The following is a 19,636-nucleotide window of genomic DNA, read 5'->3' on the forward strand; positions in this document are numbered from 1 at the left end:
GTGGACGGCGAGACGAAACACGCCGCGGCCGCCCGGCCGAAGTGCTCTTCGCGCGCGAGAGCGACGAAGTACTGGAGTTGAGTCAGAAGCATGGCATCCCATCTGGTCGTGTTCAGGGAGATGAGGGGAACCGTGATGGACCCGCTCCTTCACGGATCCCCCCATCTCAATGACTGCGGAGACTGAACCTCCACAGCTTCGTGGGGCCTTCGCTGGTGCCCCACGTTCATACCGCCTCAACAGGCGGTGGCTTGTCATCGTTGTGCTTGGCGTGGGGGCGTGGGAAGAGGCACCGGTTCCCGCGCCACCGCCGCTGTCAGTGTGCCGCAGAGGAACGGACCGCCTTGAGGCGTCTTCTGGCCTTGCGGCGGGCTTTGTTGTGGCGTTTGCGGATCCTGGCGTCGTCCATCGGTGATTCTCGTCCGGTGGCGACTTTGATAGTGGCCCAGGTCGCCGCGACCAGAGGGACGGCGATGAGGGCGCCGACGATGCCGCCCAGGACGGAACCGCCGGTCAGGGAGAGCAGGATGACCAGGCCGTGGAGCTGGAGGGCGTTGCCCATCACGACGGGCTGCAGGAGGTGCCCTTCGAGTTCTTGGACGAGGACCGTGGCGATCGCGACGGCGACGGCCTGCCAGATGCCTGCGCTGACCAGGGTCACCAGCACGGAGAGGACTCCAGCGATGGTCGCGCCGACCATTGGAATGTACGCGCCGATGAACACGAGGATGGCCAGGGGGAAGGCCAGAGGGACTCCGGCGATGAGCATGACCAGGCCGACGGCGACGGCGTCGACGGCGGCGATGATGGTGGTGCCGCGTGCGTATCCGCCGAAGGTCTGCTGGGCACGGATGCCGGCACGCTCCCAGGTGGGACGGTGACGTTCGGGAACCCAGGACAGGAAGAAGGCCCAGATCCGGTCTCCGTCCTTGAGGAAGAAGAACAGGACGACCAGCAGGATTCCGACGCCGGCGAAGAACTCGCCTGCCGCGGAGATTCCGGAAATGGCGCCTTCACCGGCTTGGGCGCTCGTGGCGAATTTTTCAGCCTGGGATATCCAGGAGTTGGCCTGGTCCTGATTGATGGAGAAGGGCAGGTGCTGAACCCAACTCTGCACTTGCGTGACGCCTTCGCGGGCCTTGTTCGAAAGGGTGGGCCACTGCGCGGCAACCGAGGCGATGATGCCGGACAGGAGGCCGCCGAAGACGACGAAAGCGCCCAGCAGCACGACCCACGCAGCCACCATCGGATTGACAGCCCGGCGCAGCCAGGCCACCAGAGGCCACAAGGCACAGGTGAGAATCAGGCCTAGCAGTAGCGGCAGCACGATCAGCGACAACGTCATGAGCGCATAGATGACGCATCCCGCGAGGGCGATGACAAGAAGAACTTGCAGTGCCCTGGATCCTGCAGTGCCCAGACCATCAGACCACAGGTGCGCCAGCCGCTCGTGTCCGGGACTTCGTGGCGCGTCCGGGGCGGTCGCGACCGTAGCCCCGTTCGGCCGATCGGGATCACCGACAGGGCGAACGGGCGGTGCTGTGGTCTTATCGCGGTGGCGACGTCCAAACATGGATGCTCCTGAGAGTGCGCGGTAGCCGGTCCCCTATGAGGAGACCTTGGACTGGGGATCACCGTGGTGCGGCGGCCACCAGCGAGAGGCTGGTCGTCCTGCTGCACGGTCACCATGATTCGTATGGTCGAACCCTGCCCCTGAAGAGTAGGGACGAGCCATGTCACATCCACAGTCGAACAGTGCCCCTGACCAGCCAGAACACCTGGTGCATTGGTGCCCCCACCGGTGCACCGCGTCCGGTCCACCTTCCGGTGGCCCAGGCCGCCACGAGTCCGCAGTGCAGGAAGCGTCCTCCGACGATCGTCCGAGCGAGGCCGTCGGATTCACCGAATGGCGCCGAATTGGTCGGTCGGCCCAGGCACAACGCGACGGCGTACGCCAGGCCGGGCGTACGCCGTCGCGTGCGGCGCCCGGAGGAGTGGCTCCGGGCGCCGCGTCGGCGGATCACGGAATCAGCGGGTCAGGAGAGACAGGCCGTAGGCCGACAGGATCGGGTTCACCGGCTGGTACCAGGAGACCGTGGGCTGGCCCACCTTGGAGCCACAGCTGCCGTTCGAGTAGGTCGAGGCGCCACTGGTCACGCCCTGAGCCTGGCTTCCGGAGACGTTGGAGCCACCGGAGTCCCCGCCTTCGACGCAGGCACTGTGCTGGACCAGGCCATTGATGACGCTGCCGTCGTCGTACCGCACGGTCTGATTCTTGGCGCTGATGCTGCCGCAGGTCCAGCCGGTGGTCCGCCCGCTCTTGCACACCTGGGCGCCTACGGCGCTCTCCTGAGATCCGCTCACGGCGACCGTTGACCCGTTCCAGGTGCTGACCGACGCCGACGGAGTCACCGAGGAATCCAGCCGGAACGCCGAGTAGTCGTTACCGGGGAACGTGGCGCCGATCACGGTTCCCAGGGCCGAGCCCTTGAAGGTGAAGTCGCTGTTGTTGACCACGCAGTGGCCGGCGGAGACCATGGCATTGCGGCCCGAACCGTCCCGTGCGGTGAAGCCGACGGAACAGACGTAGGCTTCACCGTTTTCGAGGAACGAGTATTCCTCCCCGCCCGCCATCGAGGCCGTGGCCTTCGGGACGCCACCGGTTTCGGAGACCGCAGCGCCGAGCTTCCTGGCCTGGGCGACGGCCGCCCTGGTGCCGGGATCGGAGCTTCCAGCGGCCACGGAGACGCTCACCGTGTTGTTCTTGACATCGTCTCCCCAGCTCACGAAACCGGGAGCAGTCCTGGACAGGCCCGTGATCTTCGTCTTCAGGGAATCCAGAGCGGCCTGGCTCCTGGTGACTTTGCGCGGCCGGGCGCCTGCGTCGCGGACACGCTGCGCAGCGGCATCGCTGGTGACGCCGACGACGAGCGCGTCCCCGTCGATCCAGGCGCCTGCGGTCTGCGCCGGGGAGAGGCTCTTCTGCAGTTCCCGCGCGGTGGCGCTGAGGCTGCGCTCGTGGTCGAAAATCTGATGTGCACGCGCGGTGGAGACGCCGAGATGGCGGCCCAGCGCCTCGTCGGCCTGGCTGTATTCCGGCCCCGCGCCGGGTGAGGAGACGGCCTGTGACGGCGCCGCAGCCAATTGGAGGATGCCGAACCCGAGCGCGCACGCCATGATCCCGGCAGCGAGGGTGGATTTCTTGCGAGGAGCCATGGGGGAGACCTTTCCTGGGGGGATTGTCGGCGGCGCCGTTTTCCGTGGCGGCGCCTGTTCCGACCGAGCCCTCCAAGATTTAGTGACAACATGAGTCATGTCAATAGTCATGTTTCGTATTGCCTCATAAGGAAAGCTCTCTCGGTCGTTCCCCGACTGAGGTTCCCCGCCTAAGCACGAGGTGCGCCGAGGCCGTAGGCCGGAATCGCGAGCCCTCGCGAAGGCGCTCGTGGGGGCACGATTCCATGGCGGACCTATGGCGGACCCATGGTGAACCTTGTCCGGGGCGCCGGCCTTTCCCGGTATGGCGTCCTGGTGGATCGCGTGTCTCTGAGGCCCGGCACGTTCGTCATCGACCGGGGAAGGAGACCCAGTGCGAAACCGGATGGACTCTGGGTCTCCTTCTCCCCGGCGTCGCTCACCGGTACTGAGTCTGTTCCACCCGCCGGTATCCCCAGACCGCCACGAACCCGCAGATCAGCAAGTAACCTCCAAGGATCGCCAGCGCCTGCCTGTTGGATTCGCCGAGCAGTGCGGAGTTGATCAGGTCCGCCCAGGCGCCCGTGGGGCTGAAGGTGTGCAGGGGCTGCAGGGCTCCCAGATCCCAGGTGCCGAAGAGGCCGCCGATGAAGGCCAGGGGGAAGTAGATCAGGTTCGTGATCGGGACGGCTCCGCGGGCGGGGAGCCAGTAGCCGAGGGCGAGTCCGAGTGCGCCATGGACCAGGCCTCCGATGATCAGGGCGCCGATCCCGAACAGGAACCGTCCGGGCGCCACGGTGAAGACCGCGCCGTTGATCACGCCGATCAGCAGGAGTGGCAGGGAGAAGAGCACGGCGAAGAACAACCCGGCGATCAGCTGGGAGGCCACGCGCACCCTCGAGGACACCGGGAGGCTCAGCAGGTACAGGTTCCACGGGTCGTTGCGGGTGGCCGCGACGCCGACGCCGAATTGGAACATCATGGTGCCGAGCATCGCGAAGGCCAGATAGCTGAACAGGATCTGTGCCGCGGGGAGATCCGCTCGCACCCCGATCATGAGGTAGAACGCCGCGGGCAGCGCGATGAGGGGCAGGAAGAACGAGGGAAGACGGAGGAGTTCCAGGACTTGGATGCGGACGTACTCGGCGACGAATCTCATGCCTTCTCCTCGCTCAGGATGACGCTCACGGCGTCCTCGAGTGAGGACTGGAGCACGTTCAGTTTCGGGTCGTCCAGAATGTCCAGGAGGAGCCTGCTGGCCGTGTCGGGGTCCTCGGTCACCAGGCGGTACCGGCCTGCTCCCATCGGTTCGACGACGCCGAGGGCACGGACCGCTTGCGGCAGCGGGGCGTCGGCGGAGAAGCTCAGCTGGTACAGTCCCAGCCTCTGCCTGACGGACTCGATGTCCTCGCTCAGGATGTTCCGGCCGTCTTTGACGAGCGTGACGGTGTCCGCGGTGGCTTCGATCTCGGCGTAGTCGTGGGAGGCCATGATGATGCAGCGGCCGAGGCTCCTCTGTTCGAGGATGATGCTTCGGACCTGGGCGCGGCCTTCGATGTCCAGGCCTGCGAGCGGTTCGTCCATGATGAGGACCGGGGCGTTGCAGATGATGGCTCCGGCGATGCCGAGCCGCCTGAGTTGGCCGCCGGACAGGCCGCCGCATTGTTTGTCCAGGATTCCCTGGAGCGACAGCGCGTCCTGCACCGCGGCGAAGTCCAAGGGATCCGGGTAGTGCACGGAGATGAACCTCAGCACCTCACGGACCTTGAGGGTGGGCGGGAAGGTCACCGCCTGGGGCACGCAACTCAGCAGGCTCGCCTGTGGACCTCCGCGGACGACGGGCCGTCCGAGGACGGTCGCCGTGCCGGAGGTGGGTTGTCTGACCCCGGTCAGGATGTTCAGCGCGGTCGACTTACCGGCGCCGTTGGAACCCAGAAGGCAATGGACGCCCGGCCCCAGGCTCAGGCTGAAGCCCGACAGTGCCGCCTTCCCCGGGTAGTTCTTGGACACGTCCTCCCAGGACACGATCGCCGTCATGCCGGGACTCCCGGTTCCTCAGCGACGTTTCCGAAGGCCACGGAGTAGATCACGGACTGCTCGACGCCGTCGAGACAGAGCAGTTCGTCGACGATCTGGTCGATGAACCCTCCGACGGCGCAGGAACCGATGTCGCACTCCTCGGCACACAGCATCATGGCCTGGGCCAGGTGGCCGGCTTCGATCAGCGCGAAACGGTAGGCCCGCTGTCCATACTTGATCCGCTGGCGCATGAAGCTGCCGACGAAGAACACGTGGAAGGCTGAATCCTCGGCGAGGTTCTGGAAGACCAGGCACTCCCGCAGAATGTCCCGCGGGTTCTGCTGGACTGGCAGGCGGTGCAGCACCGCACCGTGGGGATCCAGCGCGTAGACCCCGGGGGTGACACCGTCCACTGCGGTGACGGCCACGTAGACATCGACGGGATACAGCGCCCCGGCTGACGGCGCCCCGCGCCCGTGCTCCGCCGTGATGCAGGCCGATTCGCGGAGGATCCGGCTGAAGGCTGCGAATCCCACGGGGAGTGGATCGAACCGTGCCCGGGACCGTCTGCTCCGGAGCGCTGAGGTCAGGGGCGTCACCTGCGCGGCGGCGTCGAGTTCCAGACGCTCGGAGGACAGGTACGGCGGATGCGGACGGCCCAGCGCGCTCAGCGCCTCAGGGTCGGTGCTGAGTTCGGTGGCGTACATCCCGGTGGCGGAGTCGCTCGTCCAGAGACTGAGCTTGGAGGCGACATGGAAGGTTTCCGCTGGATCGTCGTACGCCGGGGTGCTGAAGGCCCATTGCTGAGGCATGAAGGAATCTCCCGGGGTCAGGGGAACGGGTGTGGAGTGGTGTGAACCGCGCCGGGGTGCTGGCGGAGGTGCGGTTCGTCGACGTCGAGGGTCGCGGCCTGAGGACTCAGCGCGCGGATCACGTGCCAGCCGTGGGAGGCGACGTCGGGTGAGCGGACATCCTTGAGGTAGACCTGCCAGCCGGCATCCTCCAGCGCGAGCAGCGTGCCGGGTAAGGTGTGGGTCCCGCCGTGGACGAACTCCGTTTCCTCCACCTCGGGTCCGGAGTCCAGGAAGAGGTTCAAAGCGCGGTGCCCGGGGGCGGCGTGGAAGGCGATGTGGTCCTTGAGGGACTCGACCTCCTCGGAGGGAGGTGCCGTGGCCCCCTCGGCGAGCCCCCAGTTGTAGGTGTGCAGGGACTCGATGAATGCCGCGGTCATCGCCGCCCGGACGTCGGCCTTCGCCGAGCAGCCCACGGCCAGACCCACACGATCCGAGCGGGCACAGGAGAGGATCACCGGGATGCCGCCGGGGCCGTCGAGTCTGACCAGCGTGACGGTCACGCCGTGGAGCGCCAGCTGCCGGCAGGTGCCTCTGAGTTCGGGCGGGAAATGCCGGGGGATCGTCTCGGGGATCCGCAGTGTGGCCCCGGATGTCTTGCTGTACCAGGCGCGCATGAAGCTGTCGCGTTCGACCAGCTCGAACACCGCGGCCCGGGCCGCCATGGCGAAACTGCGCCCGGCGCCGAGTCCGTTGGAGGTGATCGAACACCATCTGGTCCGTTCTCCCGGATTCAGATAGACCAGATCGGCCGGCACGGCGGCGGCCGAATGGTCGAGGGCCCGGTGAACCGTGACGTACGGGAGGTGCTCCACGCTGTCCGGGTGGGTGTAGGTGAACCCGGGGCGGGCGTACTGCTCCTCGGTGAAGGGCATGAAGGCCGTGGCTGGGATCAGTGAGCCGCTCGGTTCGCCGAAATGATCCGGCAGGTATCCCGCGGAGTAGCGCTCGATGAACTCACCACCGGCCGAGCCGTACAGCTGATCCGCCCCGATGCCGAAGCCACAGGAGGCCTGCTCGGGCAGACACGCTTCGAGAAGGCCGGGCAGTGCGGGGGAGCGGTCGATGAGCGCCGGAAGGCTCACCGATCCCGGCCCTACCCTGAGCGTCCTGATTCCCGGGATGAGCCCTACGTCAGGGCCGGCGAGTCCGTCGCGGAGGAGGCTGGGTCGAGCCAGGGATAGCTGGTTGACGATCTCCCGGTCTTTGAACACGAGGGGCACCGTGGCACACTCCAAACTCTTGAGTTGTAGCTGGTCAAGGACGCAGGATTGACGACGCTGCACGATCCGATGAGGTCGTGCGCGTCCCGGTAGAAGGCGGCGACGGCGAGCCTCGCGGCGAGGTGGACGCCGAGCGCCAGATCGTGGGGCTCGAAGGCTCCGGCGGGAACGGTCTGCTGGAACCGCAGGTACTCGTCCGGCCAGTCGGTGGTGGCGGCCCGCCGGATGACCAGGCATTCGAAGCAAGCGCTCGTCCCGGGCAGGACGGCGGGGCCGACGATCAGCTTTCCGCCGTCGAACGGCACCACCGGGACATGGCACTCTCCGCGGGCCCAGGCCTCACGGCAGAGGTCGATCGCCTCCTGGACGGAGGGTCGGACGATCAGGACGGGGAGATCGCGACGGTCTGAATCGCGGCTTTCGACGTCGACGGCGGTGAAGGTGCCCAGCACTCGCCGCGCCTGGTCCTCCCAGGCCTCGGGGATGTCGAGCCGGAGCGCCGGCCGATCGGTCAGGGGGTTGAAGTCCGGCAGCCCGGCCAGGCGTTCTTGCGGGCCGCGGAAAGCGGTCACGACCCCGGCTGAACGAAGTGAGCCCAGCAGGCGTTCCAGGCCTCCGAGGCCTGGAACGCCTGCTGCCACCTCGTCGAGGGTGCGCGGCGTGCTGAGAAACCGGAACAGGTCCCGGGCCGATTCCTGATTCCTGCGGAAGCGGACGATCGAACTTCCGCAGACCAGGACGAAGGAATCCTCGAAATCGGCTTGCCGGACGCCTTCGGCCACGACGTAGGTGGTGCTCACGGTGATTCTTCTTCCGGACTAGGACTGCTTCGGGGACGTGGGGCGGCCGGACGAGCAGGACGACGAGAGAGTCACGGTGTCACCGTTCATCTTCGCCGGGGTGACCAGCGCCCCGCCGGTCTCGAACTCGAGTTCCTTCAGCACCGCCGGCATCACGAGGCCGGGCTCGGTCTCAACCATGGGTGCGGACGTCAGTAGAATGCTCACTTGCTCTCCTTTGGACGAAGCGAATATCGATTGAATAACACCTGATATTGGAAGGTGCAGAATTGAGCCTAGAAGTGGCTCATGTCGCTCGTCAAGGGCATATAAATATTCTTTCGAAGAAAGTTCTGAGCCTGTTTTCAAGGGATTTTTCCGGGAAATCGGCACGCAAAAAGAAAGGCCTGTCGCCGGCCGATGCGGGAACATTCTTCGACCCGGCGGGAAGGGCCGGGGAGGTGAGGCGGTGCGTTCGAGTGATGGATGCGTCCGGATCAGTATCACCACTCGAAGGTCAAATGTCCAACATGCCGCACTGGTCGGAGTGTCGAGCCGCTCCCACCGGGCCCCCACGCCGGTCCGGTGCGTGCTCGGGCCCCGATAGCATGAGCACTATGAGTGCCGCCTCCGTCGTCCTGTGTTTCCTGCTGCGCCCATCAGGCGCCTCCGGGCTCGAAGGGGATCCCGCGCTCTGGGACGTCCTGCTCGGTCTCAAGCGAAGGGGCTTCGGCCAGGGCAAAGTGGTGGCCATCGGTGGCCACGTCGAAGCGGGGGAGACCCCCGAGGAGGCGTTGCAACGGGAGGTCTGGGAGGAAGTGGACGTCGTGGTCCCGCAGGAGGCCCTTCACAAGCTCGGCAGGGTCCGGTTCGTCTTCCCCGCGCAGCCCCGGTGGGACATGAATTCCGTGGTCTACGCGGCGGACCGCTGGGAGGGCGAGGTGTCGGGCAGCGAGGAGATCGCCCCTGAATGGCACGGCCTCGACGCGCTTCCGTTCGGGCGTATGTGGCCTGACGCCGGGCACTGGCTCGAGGAGGCTCTGAGCCGCGCCGCCCATGCCGTGTCCGTGGGATCGCCGCAGGCCTTTGACGTCACGGTCACCCTGGCCGAGGACAACCACGCGGTCGCCGGGGTCGAGTGGACCCTTGGTGGACCACAGGGCGGGCCCGAGAGTCGTGTGGAGGCCGACGAGGACTTCCACAGCGCCTGAGACGCCGCGCCGCCCGAAGTCACCGACGGCCTGAAAGACGACCGCCTGAACGACGACGGCGCGCGGCCACCGGGAACGTGGCCGCGCGCCGTCGTCGTCGCATCCGGAGTGTCAGCTCAGGTGACGCTCGTCCACACCGTTGTAGGCGCTCAGGGGGCGGATCAGGGAGTTCGCCCCGGCCTGCTCCATGACGTGTGCCGTCCAGCCGACGATCCGGCTGGCGACGAAGAGCGGCGTGAACGTCGGAGTGTCGAAGCCCATCAGGTGATAGGTGGGGCCGGCCGGGTAGTCGAGGTTCGGCTTGATGCCCTTCGCCTCGTCCATCGCCTGTTCGAGCCCGTTGTACAGCCCCAGGAGTTCCGGGCGTCCGTAGTGTTCGATCATGGCGTCGAGGGCGGCCTTCATGGTCGGGACGCGGGAGTCGCCGTGCTTGTAGACGCGGTGACCGAAGCCCATGACCTTCTTCTTCGCGGCGAGCGCGTCCTCCATCCAGGCCTTCGCCCGGGAGGCGGCGTCCTCGGCGGACTCGGAAGGATCGATGCCCAGCTCTTCGAAGGTGTGCATGACCGCCTCATTGGCGCCGCCGTGCAGCGGACCTTTGAGTGCTCCGATGGCGCCCGTGACCGCGGAGTGCAGATCCGCGAGCGTGGAGGTGATGACCCGGGCCGTGAACGTGGAGGCGTTGAAGGAGTGCTCCGCGTACAGGATCATCGAGACGTTGAACGCGTCCACGACGGCCGGGGCGGCCTCCTCGCCAAAGGCCATCCAGAGGAAGTTCGCCGAGTACCCGAGATCATCCCGGGGTTCCACGGCGTCCTGGCCGTGCCGGCGTCGCTGGTCGTAGGCCACCACGGCGGGCATGGCGGCCCACAGATCGATCGCCTTGGACTGGTTGGCCTCCGGACTGGAATCCTCGGCCTGCGGGTGACGCGCGCCCAGGACGGAGGCCGCCGTGCGGCAGACGTCCATGGGGTGTGCGCTCAGCGGAAGCGCGTCGATCACCGTCTTCAGGACGGGGTCCAGCGCCCGTCCGGCACGCTCGCGCGCCTGGAACGCCTCCAGCTCCTCCGGAGTGGGGAGCTCGCCGTTCCAGAGCAGGTAGGCGACCTCCTCGAAGCTCTTGGCCGCGGCCAGCTCATGCACGGGATACCCCCGGTACAGCAGGGAGTTGCTGTCCGGGTTGACCTTGGAGATGGCGGTGTAATCCACCACCACGCCGGCCAGGCCCTTTTTGATGTCGGTCTCTTGGGGTGTGGTGCTCATGGTGACTCCTTCGTCCAATGAAGCCTTCGGTGTGATTCTGGGACTGTTTCCTGTGAATTCGCTTCGAGCGCCGTGACAGCCCGGTGAGTCAACGCGGGGTGCCGGGGACCTGGAAGTTGAAGACTCCGGTGTCGAAGCTGTTGTAGGCCGGATAGTCCACCAGCTCATACAGGCGAGCGCGGGTCAGCATGTCCGGCACGGCCGCCTGCTGGCTGCCGTCCGCCTTGATGGTCTCCAGGACCCGCTCGGCCGCGCCCAGGGCGCTGCGCAGCAGGGTCACGGGATAGATGACCATGTTCACTCCCACGGAGGAGAGTTCCTCCAGTGTGAACAGCTCACTCTGCCCGAACTCGGTCATATTGGCCAGGATCGGCACGTCCACGGCCTCCCGGATGGCGGCGAACTCCTCCAGGGTTTTCATCGCCTCGGGGAAGACCGCGTCCGCTCCCGCAGCCACGAGCGCGCGGGCCCGCTCCTGTGCCGCTTCCAGGCCGTCCGCGGCCCGGATGTCGGTGCGGGCCATGAGGAGGAATCCTGGGTCGCGGCGGGCCTGGGCGGCCGCCTGGATCCGGCGCGTCGCCGTCTCCACGTCCACCACCGCCTTGCCGTCCAGATGACCGCAGCGTTTGGGGTTGACCTGGTCCTCGATGTGGCAGCCCGCCAGCCCGGCGTTCTCCAGTTCCTGCACGGTGCGGGCCACATTCATGGGCTCGCCGAAGCCGGTGTCCGCATCGACGAGCGCGGGCAGATCCGTCATGCGGGCGATCTGCCCGGCACGCGTCGCGACTTCCGTCAGCGTGGTGAGCCCGATGTCCGGCAGCCCCAGGTCGTTGGCCAGGACCGCTCCGGAGATGTAGACGCCGTCGAAGCCCTTCTCCTCGATCAGGCGGGCGGACAGAGGGTTGAACGCTCCCGGGAACTGCACGGTGCGCCCGGAGGCCAGCAGTTCCCTCAGCTCGCGGCGCTTCTGCTCCGGGGTGCGGGTGGAGTACAGCATCAGAAGAGGCCCTTCGGCGCGGCGGCCAGGTCGATCACGCCGGGGGCAGCCTGGATGTTCAGCTGGTCCAGTTCCCCGGCGCCCAGTTCCGGAAGGCGCTGCACCGTGTCCAGGAACCGTTCGATCTCCGCAGGCTCCACGAGACCCTCGGCGAGGGTGCGGAACTTGGCGATGTACTGCTCCCGGGCGAACGGCCGGGCGCCCAGCGGGTGTGCGTCCGCGACGGCGATCTCGTCCTCGATCACCCGGCCGTCCGTCAGGGTGATGACCACGCGGCCGCCGAAGGCCTTCTCTGCGATGTCGAGCGAGTGGTAGCGGCGCGTCCACTCGGGGTCCTCCTCGGTGGTCACCTTGTGCCACAGCTCCACGGTGTCCGGGCGGGTGGCACGCTCGGGCGCGTAGGAGTCCACATGGTGCCAGCGGCCATCCTGCAACGCGACGGTGAAGATGTACGGGATCGAGTGGTCCAGGGTCTCGCGGCTCGCCGTCGGGCTGTACTTCTGTGGGTCATTGGCACCCGAGCCGATCACGTAGTGCGTGTGGTGGCTCGTGTGAATGACGATGCTCGCGACGTTCGCCGGGTCCGTGAGCTCCGGGTGCTCACTGTGCAGCTTGCGGGCCAGGTCGATCCAGGCCTGCGCCTGGTACTCCGCGGAGTGCTCCTTGGTGTAGGTGTCCAGGATCGCGCGCTTGGCCTCGCCCGGCTCGGGGAGGGGCACGTCGTAGGAGGCGTCCGGGCCATCCAGCATCCACGCGATCACGCCGTCCTCGCCCTCATAGATCGGGACGGGAGAGGTCTGCCCGCGCATGGCGCGGTCCACGGACTCCACGGCCATCTTGCCGGCGAACGCCGGGGCGTGGGCCTTCCAAGTGGAGATCTCGCCCTTGCGGGACTGCCGGGTGGCGGTGGTGGTGTGCAGCGCCTGGCCGACGGCCTGGAAGACGGTCTCGGTGTCGAGCCCGAGCAGGGTGCCGAGGCCCGCGGCCGCGGACGGACCCAGATGTGCCACGTGGTCGATCTTGTGCGCGTGGAGGCAGATGGCCTTGACGAGGTCCACCTGGATCTCGTAGCCGGTGGCGATGCCGCGGATCAGGTCCGCGCCGGAGGAGCCGACGTGCTGGGCGACGGCCAGCAGGGGCGGGATGTTGTCACCGGGGTGGGAGTAGTCGGCGGCGAGGAAGGTGTCGTGATAGTCGAGCTCGCGCACCGCCACGCCATTCGCCCAGGCCGCCCACTCGGGGGAGACCCGGTCCTGGATGCCGAAGACCGTGGAACCGGAGCCGCCCGTGGAGGGGGCATGGGTGAGTGCCTGCGCCCGCGCCGCCACGATGGGGGCGCGGTTGAGCGAGGCGACGGCCACGGACGCGTTGTCGATGATCCGGTTGATGATCATGTCCGTGACCTCGGGGTCGACGGCGACGGGATCGGTGGCCACCCGAGCGATCTTGTGCGCCAGCTGGTCCGGACGGGCCAGGTTCTCTTCGCTGCGGTGGACGCGGACGTTGTGGGTTTTCACCGTGACTCGCTTTCCTGTGGGTTGGGGTCCTGAGGGGTGCCGGCGGGCGACAGGATGCCGCGGCCGCGTTGGCTGTGATGAAGGTGGTCCAGGCTGGCATGCAGGTGCATGGTGGTGGCTGCGGCGGCCAGGCCCGGGTTCCCGGCGGCGATGGCACCGGCGATCTCGGCGTGTTCCCGAGCGGAATCCCGCAGCCGGGCGGGGTTGTCATGGGCCAGGCGGCGCAGGCGCTGAAGGTGGGGGCGGAGCTGCCGGAGGGACAGCGCCAGGTAAGCGTTGCCGCATTCCGCGTCCAGGGCGCCGTCGAGCTCTCCGACCAGCCGGTAGTAGCCCTCCACCTCGGTGGGGCTGCCCAGCTGATCCGTCGCTGCGCGGAACAGTTCGTGGAGGCGGGCGAAGCGCTCGCGGTCGCCGCGGCTCGCGGCGAGTGCCGCGGCGCGGCTTTCCAGGGTTTCCCGGAGTTCGAACAACTGGTCCAGGTCGGCCACGGAGAGTTCGGCCACGACGACGCCGCGCCGCCGCTCGGCGACGGCGAGCCCCTCGGCGGTGAGGCGGGAGAGGGCTTCCCTCACGGGAGTGCGGCTCACGCCGAGGCGTTCCGCCTGTTCCACTTCGGCGAGGACCGTGCCGGGGGCGAGACGCCAGGAGACGATGTCCTCCCGGAGGGCTTCGTAGGCCCGGTCACGTGCTCGCATGGGCTCAGTGTATACACAATGGCCTTTGAGGAGAGAGGTTTCGGGCGAAATTCGCAGTTATGTATACAAGAGTGCTCAGGTCGCGGTCGGCGAGGGGGCCGCAGGCGTCGTCGACGCTCCCGCGGCGGGCAGGCCCAGGACGGTGCCCATCAGATCCGCCAGGTGCACATGACCCGCGGGGCTGGGGTGTTCGCCGTCGGGTCCCAGGAGGGCGTCCGCCTGCGTGGCCATCCAGTCCAGGGCGATCGGATCCACGAACTCGGCCGATGATGCCGCGGCGGCCGCCTTGAGGGCGTCGCGGATGGCGAGGAGGTCCTGGTCGGGATCCGCGGAGTACGCCGGAGGCCCGACCACGATCCGCCGGGCGTGCGGGGCCCGGAGCCTCACGTCCTGGAGGGCGGCCAGGGCCGCCTGCTTGAGCTGCCCGGGGTCCTGGCCCAGATCGTTGTCCGATCCGAAGAACAGCACCGTCCGGGTCCAGGCGTTGACGTAGCGTTGCACCTCGGTCCCGAAGGTGTCCCCGTCGGATCCGGTGGTGATGTAGCCACTGCCGTTCTGGGCGCCGTTGACCAGGACCATGCCGTGCTTCGCCGCGGCGAGCCGCTGGGTCAGGAGGGTGGGCCAGGCCTGCTCGGGCGAGGTGCCGAACCCGGTGCTGAGCGAGTCCCCGATGATGACCAGATTGGACTGTCCGGGAGGCGCCGGAGTGGCGCGGGACGCCGCCTGGGCGCTCGTGCCGCAGGCGCCCAGAAGAGCCGCGACGGGTCCTCCGACCGCGAGCAGAAGGAAGGCCCTCCGGCTGCCGCCGTCTCGCTGCTCCCGTGAGTTCCGCACGTTCATCATGCTCTCCGTCATTCCTGTGTCTGCGCTGTGCCTTCTGTGCCGTGCCGCCGGTGGGGTTCGGCCGTCTCACACGCTGCGGTACTCGTTCTCCGGCCTGCCGGGGGTGCCGTACCTCGGTGCGCTGCGCAGCACCCCGGTCCCCACCAGGTATTCGAGGTAGCGGCGCGCCGTCACGCGCGAGAGCCGGGCCTGTTCGGCCAGCTCGGCGGCGGACAGCGGGTGCGGCGCCGTGGTGACCAGTTCGCGGACGGCCGCGAGCGTCGTCGTCGAGATTCCCTTGGGCAGGGGGAGTTCCACCGGGGTGCGCAGGGTGGCGAAGGCCTGATCCACCGCGCTCTGGTCGACCGGTGAGGGAGGAGAGTTCTCCGGTCCGGCGTCGGAGGCCCCCAGGGTCTGACGGAAGGCCCGGTAATTCTCGAGTTTCTCCGCGAAGGTGGCGTAGGTGAAGGGCTTGATCAGGTACTGAACCACGCCCGTCGCGATGGCGCCGCGGACCACGGCGAGTTCCCGGACGGCGGTGATCGCGATGATGTCCGTCAGCAGGCCCGCGCTGCGCATCCGGCGGGCGACGTCCAATCCGTGCAGATCCGGCAGATTCATGTCCAGGAGCACCAGATCCACCGCCTCGTCCCTTTCGTGGGCCTGGATGAGTGCCTTGAGAGCCTCCTGGCCTCCGGCGGCGCTTCCGGCGTGTTCGAAGCCCTCCAGACGGTCCAGATAGGCGGCGTGCGCCTCCCGGGCGATCGCCTCGTCCTCCACGACGAGGACCCGGATGGGTTTCATGACTCTCCTTCTTCTGTGGATGCGGCCGGTCCGCCCTGCAGCGGCAGGGTCACGACGAAGCGGGCGCCAGGCAGGTCGGCCACGTCCGGTGGCGCGGAAACGGACGACGGCGCGCGGCCGGCCACCACGTCCAGTGTCCCATCCAGCCTGCGGACGGTCTGCCGAACGAGCGCCAGACCCACCCCGCGGCCGTGCCGGCTCGCCTTGGTGGAGTACCCGAATTCGAAGGCGCGCTCGAGCTGGCCTTCGCCGAGCCCGGCGCCGGAATCCTGCACCGCGAACGTCACGGAGCCGTCTCCCGCGGTGACCTCCAGCCGGACCAGGCGGGGCGGTTCCGCGGCGGCCGCGGCGTCGATGGCGTTGTCCAGCAGATTGCCGAGGATGGTGACCAGATCCTGCACCGGGATGTCCAGGACCGCCGGCGAGGAGCCGCCCAGCAGTTCCAAGAGCACTCCCCGTTCGTGGGCTTCGGCGGACTTGCCCATCACCAGGGCGGCCAGGACCGGCTCATCCACGGACCCCAGCAGGTCATCCGCCAGGCGCTGGCCGAGTTCGAGATCGCGAGTGGCCAGTTCGAGCGCCTCGGGTGTCCGGCCGAGTTCCATGAGGGAGACCATGAGGTGGAGGCGGTTGGCGTGTTCGTGAGTCTGGGCGCGGAGCGCGTCGGAGAGCGTGCGGGTGGTGGCCAGCTCCGAGCCGAGGGATTCGATCTCGGTCCGGTCCCGCAGGGTGGCCACGGTGCCCAGGCGCCGAGGTCTGGACCGTGCGCCGGAGTCCTGCTCCACGGCGGCCTGCTGATTGACCACCAGGAGGCGGGGCCCCGCCAGGTGGACCTCGTCCCGCGCTTCGCGGCCGGAGGTGAAGAGGTCCCGCAGGCTCGGTTCCAGGGGCAGCTCGGCCACGGTGGGCGCGGTCGACGTGCGGGCGCCCGCGGATGCGGCCGTGTTCGTGGCTCCGGGGGAGTCGAGGCCCAGAAGCTCGGCGGCCTGGTCGTTGTACATCACCACCCGGCCCCGGGTGTCCACGAGCACCACGCCCTCACGGACCGAGTGCAGCACGGATTCGTAGTAGGCGAAGAGCTGAGCGAGCTGCTCCGGACCCCAGCCGTGTGTGACCCTGCGGAGATACCGGCCCAGCAGCCAGGCCACCAGGGCACCTCCCGTGACGAGCGCGGCCGAGAGTCCGAGGATCGCCAGCAGCCGCCACGTGATGCCGGCGTCCACGTTCTGCACGGTGACGCCCGCCGCCACGAGTGCGACCACCTTGCCGGAGGTGTCCTTCACCGGCACGATCGTCCGGACCGAGGCGCCCAGGGTGCCGGTGTACGTCTCGGTGAAGTCCTGGCCCCGGAGCGCCGGTTCCACCGTGCCCAGGTACTTCTTGCCGATCTCCGCCGGATTCGCGTGAGTCCAGCGCGTGCGGTCCGGGCCCATGATCGTCAGGAAGTCCACGTGGCCGTGCCGCATCACCTCCTCCGCATACGGCTGGAGGGTGCTTGAGGGGTCGGGGGAGGCGGCGGCGCGTGCCACGAGCGGGCTGGCCGCCACGGTGGCGGCGACGCTCTGTGTGCGCTGGCCGGCGTCGTCGTAGCTGCGCGTGCGGATGTCGACGGCGGCGAAGGCGCTCGCGCCGATCGACGCGGTGAGCACGAGCAGCAGGTTCGCCACGAAGAGGCGGCGGGCGATGCTCCAGCGGCCCATCAGGTCCTTCACGGTTCCTGTCTCCTCAGAGGTCGGTTCGCGCCGGTCGGCGCCGTTGCCTGTTCTCCTGCCTGGTCCCCGCGACCAATATGACCGCAAGAGTGACCTGAGTCACGCCCCCGTCCACCATGGTCCCACGAGGTGCGGTCAGTCAGGCCGCGCGAACGACTCCCAAGGAGCAACGAATGTCCTTGCAGCATCAGGCGCCAATGGCGGCGCCCGCGCGCGGCAAACGTCTTGAATCATCCCACTACCTCTACATCGCCGTCATCGTCGCGGTGGTGCTCGGAGCGCTGGTGGGCATCTTCTTCCCCGAGGTGGGGAAGTCCCTGAAGCCTCTGGGCGACGGTTTCATCAAGCTCATCAAGATGATGATCGCCCCGGTCATCTTCTGCACCATCGTGCTCGGCATCGGCTCCATCGCCAAGGCGGCCACGGTGGGCAAGGTGGGCGGTCTGGCCCTCCTCTACTTCGTGATCATGTCCACGTTCGCCCTGGCCATCGGCCTGGTGGTGGGCAATCTGATCCACCCGGGCGAGGGGCTCAAGCTCACCCCGTACGACCCCAGCAAGAAGGCGGCCACGGACAGCACCGTGGACTTCCTGCTCGGGATCATCCCGGGGGACATCCCCGTGCTTCCCACCCTGCTCGTCGCCATCCTGGTCGGTTTCGCCGTCCAGAAGATGGGCGCCCAGGGGACGCCGATCCTCAACGCGATCGGTCACGCTCAGAAGCTCGTGTTCCGCATCCTGGTCATGATCATGTGGCTGGCCCCGGTGGGGGCGTTCGGCGCCATCGCCGCCGTGGTGGGAGCCACCGGTGTCAAAGCGATCGTCAGCATGCTGACGCTCATGGTGGCCTTCTACATCACGTGCGCCCTGTTCATCGTCGTGATCCTCGGCAGCTTGCTGCGCGTGGTGTCCGGCGTCAACATCTTCAGCCTCATGCGGTACCTCGCCCGTGAGTACCTCCTGATCTTCTCCACGTCCTCCTCCGAGGCCGCCCTGCCGCGGCTCATCGCCAAGATGGAGCACCTGGGCGTTTCCAAGCCGGTGGTGGGCGTGACCGTTCCCACGGGCTACTCCTTCAATCTGGACGGCACGGCGATCTACCTGACCATGGCCTCGCTCTTCGTGGCGAACGCCATGAACATGCCGCTGAACCTGGGGGAGCAGGTGTCGCTGCTGGTCTTCATGATCATCGCGTCCAAGGGCGCCGCCGGTGTCACCGGCGCGGGCCTGGCCACGCTGGCCGCGGGCCTTCAGGCGCACCGGCCGGAGCTGCTGGGCGGTGTGGGCGTGATCGTGGGCATCGACCGCTTCATGTCGGAGGCGCGGGCCCTGACGAACTTCACGGGCAACGCCGTGGCCACCGTCCTGATCGGTACCTGGGTGAAGGAGATCGACACGGTGCAGGTGCGTTCCGTGCTCTCCGGGGAACGGCCGTTCGACGAGTCCTCCATGCTCGCCGACGGGCACGGCGCCGCCGTGGCCGCCGCTCCTTCCGGAGGTGCGGGAACGGTCCCTGCCACGGTCTAACCTTGACCCTCTACTTGAGGGTCAAGGCTCACGGGGGTGACTTTGTCAAGATCCCCAGCCAGCGTGTCGTAGCCGCTAGGGTGGAGGTCAGGCAAGAGTCATCGCGATGCAGGAAGAGTGGATCATCACGTGAGCAGCGAACAGGGTACGACCGCGCTGGGTACCACCGAGGAAGACGTCAGGCTCGGCCCCACCGGCCGCCCCTGGCGGGAGTTCCCCACCCCCGCGCCCCTGCAATCGCACGGTCCCGCCCGCGTCATCGCCATGGTGAACCAGAAGGGCGGGGTCGGGAAGACCACCTCCACCATCAACCTGGCCGCGGCGCTCGCCGAATACGGGCGCCGCGTCCTGTTGGTGGACTTCGATCCACAGGGCGCCCTCTCCGCCGGCTTCGGCGCCAACCCGCACGAGCTGGACCTCACGGTCTACAACGTGCTGATGGACCGCAAGGTGGACATCCGGGACGCGATCCACTCCACCGGCGTGGAGGGCGTGGACCTGCTGCCCGCCAACATCGACCTCTCCGCCGCCGAGGTGCAGCTCGTCAACGAGGTCGCCCGCGAGCAGGTCCTGGCCAGCGCCCTGCGCAAGGTCGAGGACGACTACGACGTGGTCCTCATCGACTGCCAGCCGTCCCTCGGGCTCCTCACGGTCAACGCGCTGACCGCGGCACACGGCGTCATCATCCCCTTGATCTGCGAGTTCTTCGCGCTCCGCGCCGTGGCCCTCCTCGTGGAGACCATCGAGAAGGTCCAGGACCGCCTCAACCCGCGTCTGCAGGTGGACGGCGTGCTCGCCACCATGTACGACGCCCGCACCCTCCACAGCCGCGAGGTCATCACCCGTCTGGTCGAGGCGTTCGGGGACAAGGTCTTCGAAACAGTCATCAAGCGCACCATCAAGTTCGCGGACGCCACGGTGGCCGCGGAACCGATCACGCAGTACGCCAGCAACCATCCGGGCGCCGAGGCGTACCGCCAGCTGGCCAAGGAACTCATCGAGCGCGGCGGTGCTCCGTAAGC

The 19,636-nt window shown here is 67.9% G+C and carries 19 protein-coding genes; 3 read left to right on the forward strand and 16 right to left on the reverse strand.

What is annotated here, in order from left to right; translation table 11 throughout:
• The 9 genes from AB4Y75_RS15590 to AB4Y75_RS15630 form a co-directional block, all read right to left on the reverse strand.
• Positions 1 to 92 (reverse strand): LysR family transcriptional regulator (locus AB4Y75_RS15590; protein WP_441436929.1); only part of this gene is annotated, 92 nt, incomplete at its 3' end.
• Between the two features lie 224 nt (positions 93 to 316).
• Positions 317 to 1,573 carry an AI-2E family transporter gene (locus AB4Y75_RS15595; RefSeq protein ID WP_441436796.1) on the reverse strand — a complete coding sequence of 419 codons (1,257 nt, stop codon included), beginning with the start codon at positions 1,571 to 1,573 and terminating at the stop codon, positions 317 to 319.
• A 455-nt stretch (positions 1,574 to 2,028) separates the two neighbouring features.
• Complete coding sequence (locus tag AB4Y75_RS15600; protein ID WP_441436797.1) at positions 2,029 to 3,216, reverse strand: S1 family peptidase; 1,188 nt, start codon at positions 3,214 to 3,216, stop codon at positions 2,029 to 2,031.
• Between the two features lie 418 nt (positions 3,217 to 3,634).
• Positions 3,635 to 4,354, reverse strand: a complete 720-nt coding sequence (locus AB4Y75_RS15605; RefSeq protein ID WP_441436798.1) for an ABC-2 transporter permease — start codon at positions 4,352 to 4,354, stop codon at positions 3,635 to 3,637.
• Positions 4,351 to 5,232 (reverse strand): ABC transporter ATP-binding protein, encoded by an 882-nt coding sequence (locus AB4Y75_RS15610; RefSeq protein WP_441436799.1) that lies wholly within the window; start codon positions 5,230 to 5,232, stop codon positions 4,351 to 4,353. Before AB4Y75_RS15610 ends, AB4Y75_RS15605 begins: the two co-directional genes overlap by 4 nt.
• Complete coding sequence (locus tag AB4Y75_RS15615; protein ID WP_441436800.1) at positions 5,229 to 6,026, reverse strand: SagB/ThcOx family dehydrogenase; 798 nt, start codon at positions 6,024 to 6,026, stop codon at positions 5,229 to 5,231. The genes AB4Y75_RS15610 and AB4Y75_RS15615 overlap by 4 nt, the downstream gene beginning before the upstream one ends.
• 17 nt (positions 6,027 to 6,043) lie before the next feature.
• Positions 6,044 to 7,150 carry a YcaO-like family protein gene (locus AB4Y75_RS15620; RefSeq protein WP_441436801.1) on the reverse strand — a complete coding sequence of 369 codons (1,107 nt, stop codon included), beginning with the start codon at positions 7,148 to 7,150 and terminating at the stop codon, positions 6,044 to 6,046.
• Between the two features lie 44 nt (positions 7,151 to 7,194).
• On the reverse strand, positions 7,195 to 8,088 hold the full coding sequence (locus tag AB4Y75_RS15625; protein ID WP_441436802.1) for a TOMM precursor leader peptide-binding protein: 894 nt from the start codon (positions 8,086 to 8,088) through the stop codon (positions 7,195 to 7,197).
• An 18-nt stretch (positions 8,089 to 8,106) separates the two neighbouring features.
• Complete coding sequence (locus AB4Y75_RS15630; RefSeq protein WP_441436803.1) at positions 8,107 to 8,295, reverse strand: hypothetical protein; 189 nt, start codon at positions 8,293 to 8,295, stop codon at positions 8,107 to 8,109.
• 389 nt (positions 8,296 to 8,684) lie between these two features.
• On the opposite strand from AB4Y75_RS15630, the gene AB4Y75_RS15635 reads away from it, so the two are divergent.
• The gene (locus AB4Y75_RS15635) at positions 8,685 to 9,278 is read left to right on the forward strand and encodes an 8-oxo-dGTP diphosphatase (protein ID WP_441436804.1); all 594 of its coding nucleotides are present in this window, start codon (positions 8,685 to 8,687) and stop codon (positions 9,276 to 9,278) included.
• A gap of 111 nt (positions 9,279 to 9,389) precedes the next feature.
• Here AB4Y75_RS15635 and AB4Y75_RS15640 read toward each other — a convergent pair whose 3' ends face one another.
• The 7 genes from AB4Y75_RS15640 to AB4Y75_RS15670 form a co-directional block, all read right to left on the reverse strand.
• Positions 9,390 to 10,541 (reverse strand): bifunctional 2-methylcitrate synthase/citrate synthase, encoded by a 1,152-nt coding sequence (locus tag AB4Y75_RS15640; RefSeq protein ID WP_441436805.1) that lies wholly within the window; start codon positions 10,539 to 10,541, stop codon positions 9,390 to 9,392.
• Positions 10,542 to 10,629: 88 nt separating this feature from the next.
• A complete protein-coding gene (gene prpB, locus AB4Y75_RS15645) occupies positions 10,630 to 11,538 on the reverse strand; it encodes a methylisocitrate lyase (protein WP_441436806.1) in 909 nt (302 codons plus the stop codon).
• Positions 11,538 to 13,055: an MmgE/PrpD family protein gene (locus tag AB4Y75_RS15650; protein ID WP_441436807.1), complete on the reverse strand. Its 1,518-nt coding sequence runs from the start codon at positions 13,053 to 13,055 to the stop codon at positions 11,538 to 11,540. Before AB4Y75_RS15650 ends, prpB begins: the two co-directional genes overlap by 1 nt.
• Positions 13,052 to 13,750, reverse strand: a complete 699-nt coding sequence (locus AB4Y75_RS15655; protein WP_441436808.1) for a GntR family transcriptional regulator — start codon at positions 13,748 to 13,750, stop codon at positions 13,052 to 13,054. The genes AB4Y75_RS15650 and AB4Y75_RS15655 overlap by 4 nt, the downstream gene beginning before the upstream one ends.
• A gap of 75 nt (positions 13,751 to 13,825) precedes the next feature.
• Positions 13,826 to 14,593 carry an SGNH/GDSL hydrolase family protein gene (locus tag AB4Y75_RS15660; RefSeq protein WP_441436809.1) on the reverse strand — a complete coding sequence of 256 codons (768 nt, stop codon included), beginning with the start codon at positions 14,591 to 14,593 and terminating at the stop codon, positions 13,826 to 13,828.
• A gap of 66 nt (positions 14,594 to 14,659) precedes the next feature.
• A complete protein-coding gene (locus AB4Y75_RS15665) occupies positions 14,660 to 15,376 on the reverse strand; it encodes a response regulator (RefSeq protein WP_441436810.1) in 717 nt (238 codons plus the stop codon).
• Positions 15,373 to 17,079: a sensor histidine kinase gene (locus AB4Y75_RS15670; protein WP_441436930.1), complete on the reverse strand. Its 1,707-nt coding sequence runs from the start codon at positions 17,077 to 17,079 to the stop codon at positions 15,373 to 15,375. The genes AB4Y75_RS15665 and AB4Y75_RS15670 overlap by 4 nt, the downstream gene beginning before the upstream one ends.
• Before the next feature lie 182 nt (positions 17,080 to 17,261).
• Here AB4Y75_RS15670 and AB4Y75_RS15675 point away from each other — a divergent pair, with 182 nt between their 5' ends.
• Both AB4Y75_RS15675 and AB4Y75_RS15680 read left to right on the forward strand, forming a co-directional pair.
• Positions 17,262 to 18,614, forward strand: a complete 1,353-nt coding sequence (locus tag AB4Y75_RS15675; protein WP_441436811.1) for a cation:dicarboxylate symporter family transporter — start codon at positions 17,262 to 17,264, stop codon at positions 18,612 to 18,614.
• A 129-nt stretch (positions 18,615 to 18,743) separates the two neighbouring features.
• Positions 18,744 to 19,634 carry a ParA family protein gene (locus AB4Y75_RS15680; protein WP_066215773.1) on the forward strand — a complete coding sequence of 297 codons (891 nt, stop codon included), beginning with the start codon at positions 18,744 to 18,746 and terminating at the stop codon, positions 19,632 to 19,634.
• The last annotated feature ends 2 nt before the right edge of the window (positions 19,635 to 19,636 follow it).

This window comes from Arthrobacter sp. RAF14 (genome assembly GCF_052114185.1).
Lineage (GTDB): Bacteria > Actinomycetota > Actinomycetes > Actinomycetales > Micrococcaceae > Arthrobacter_E.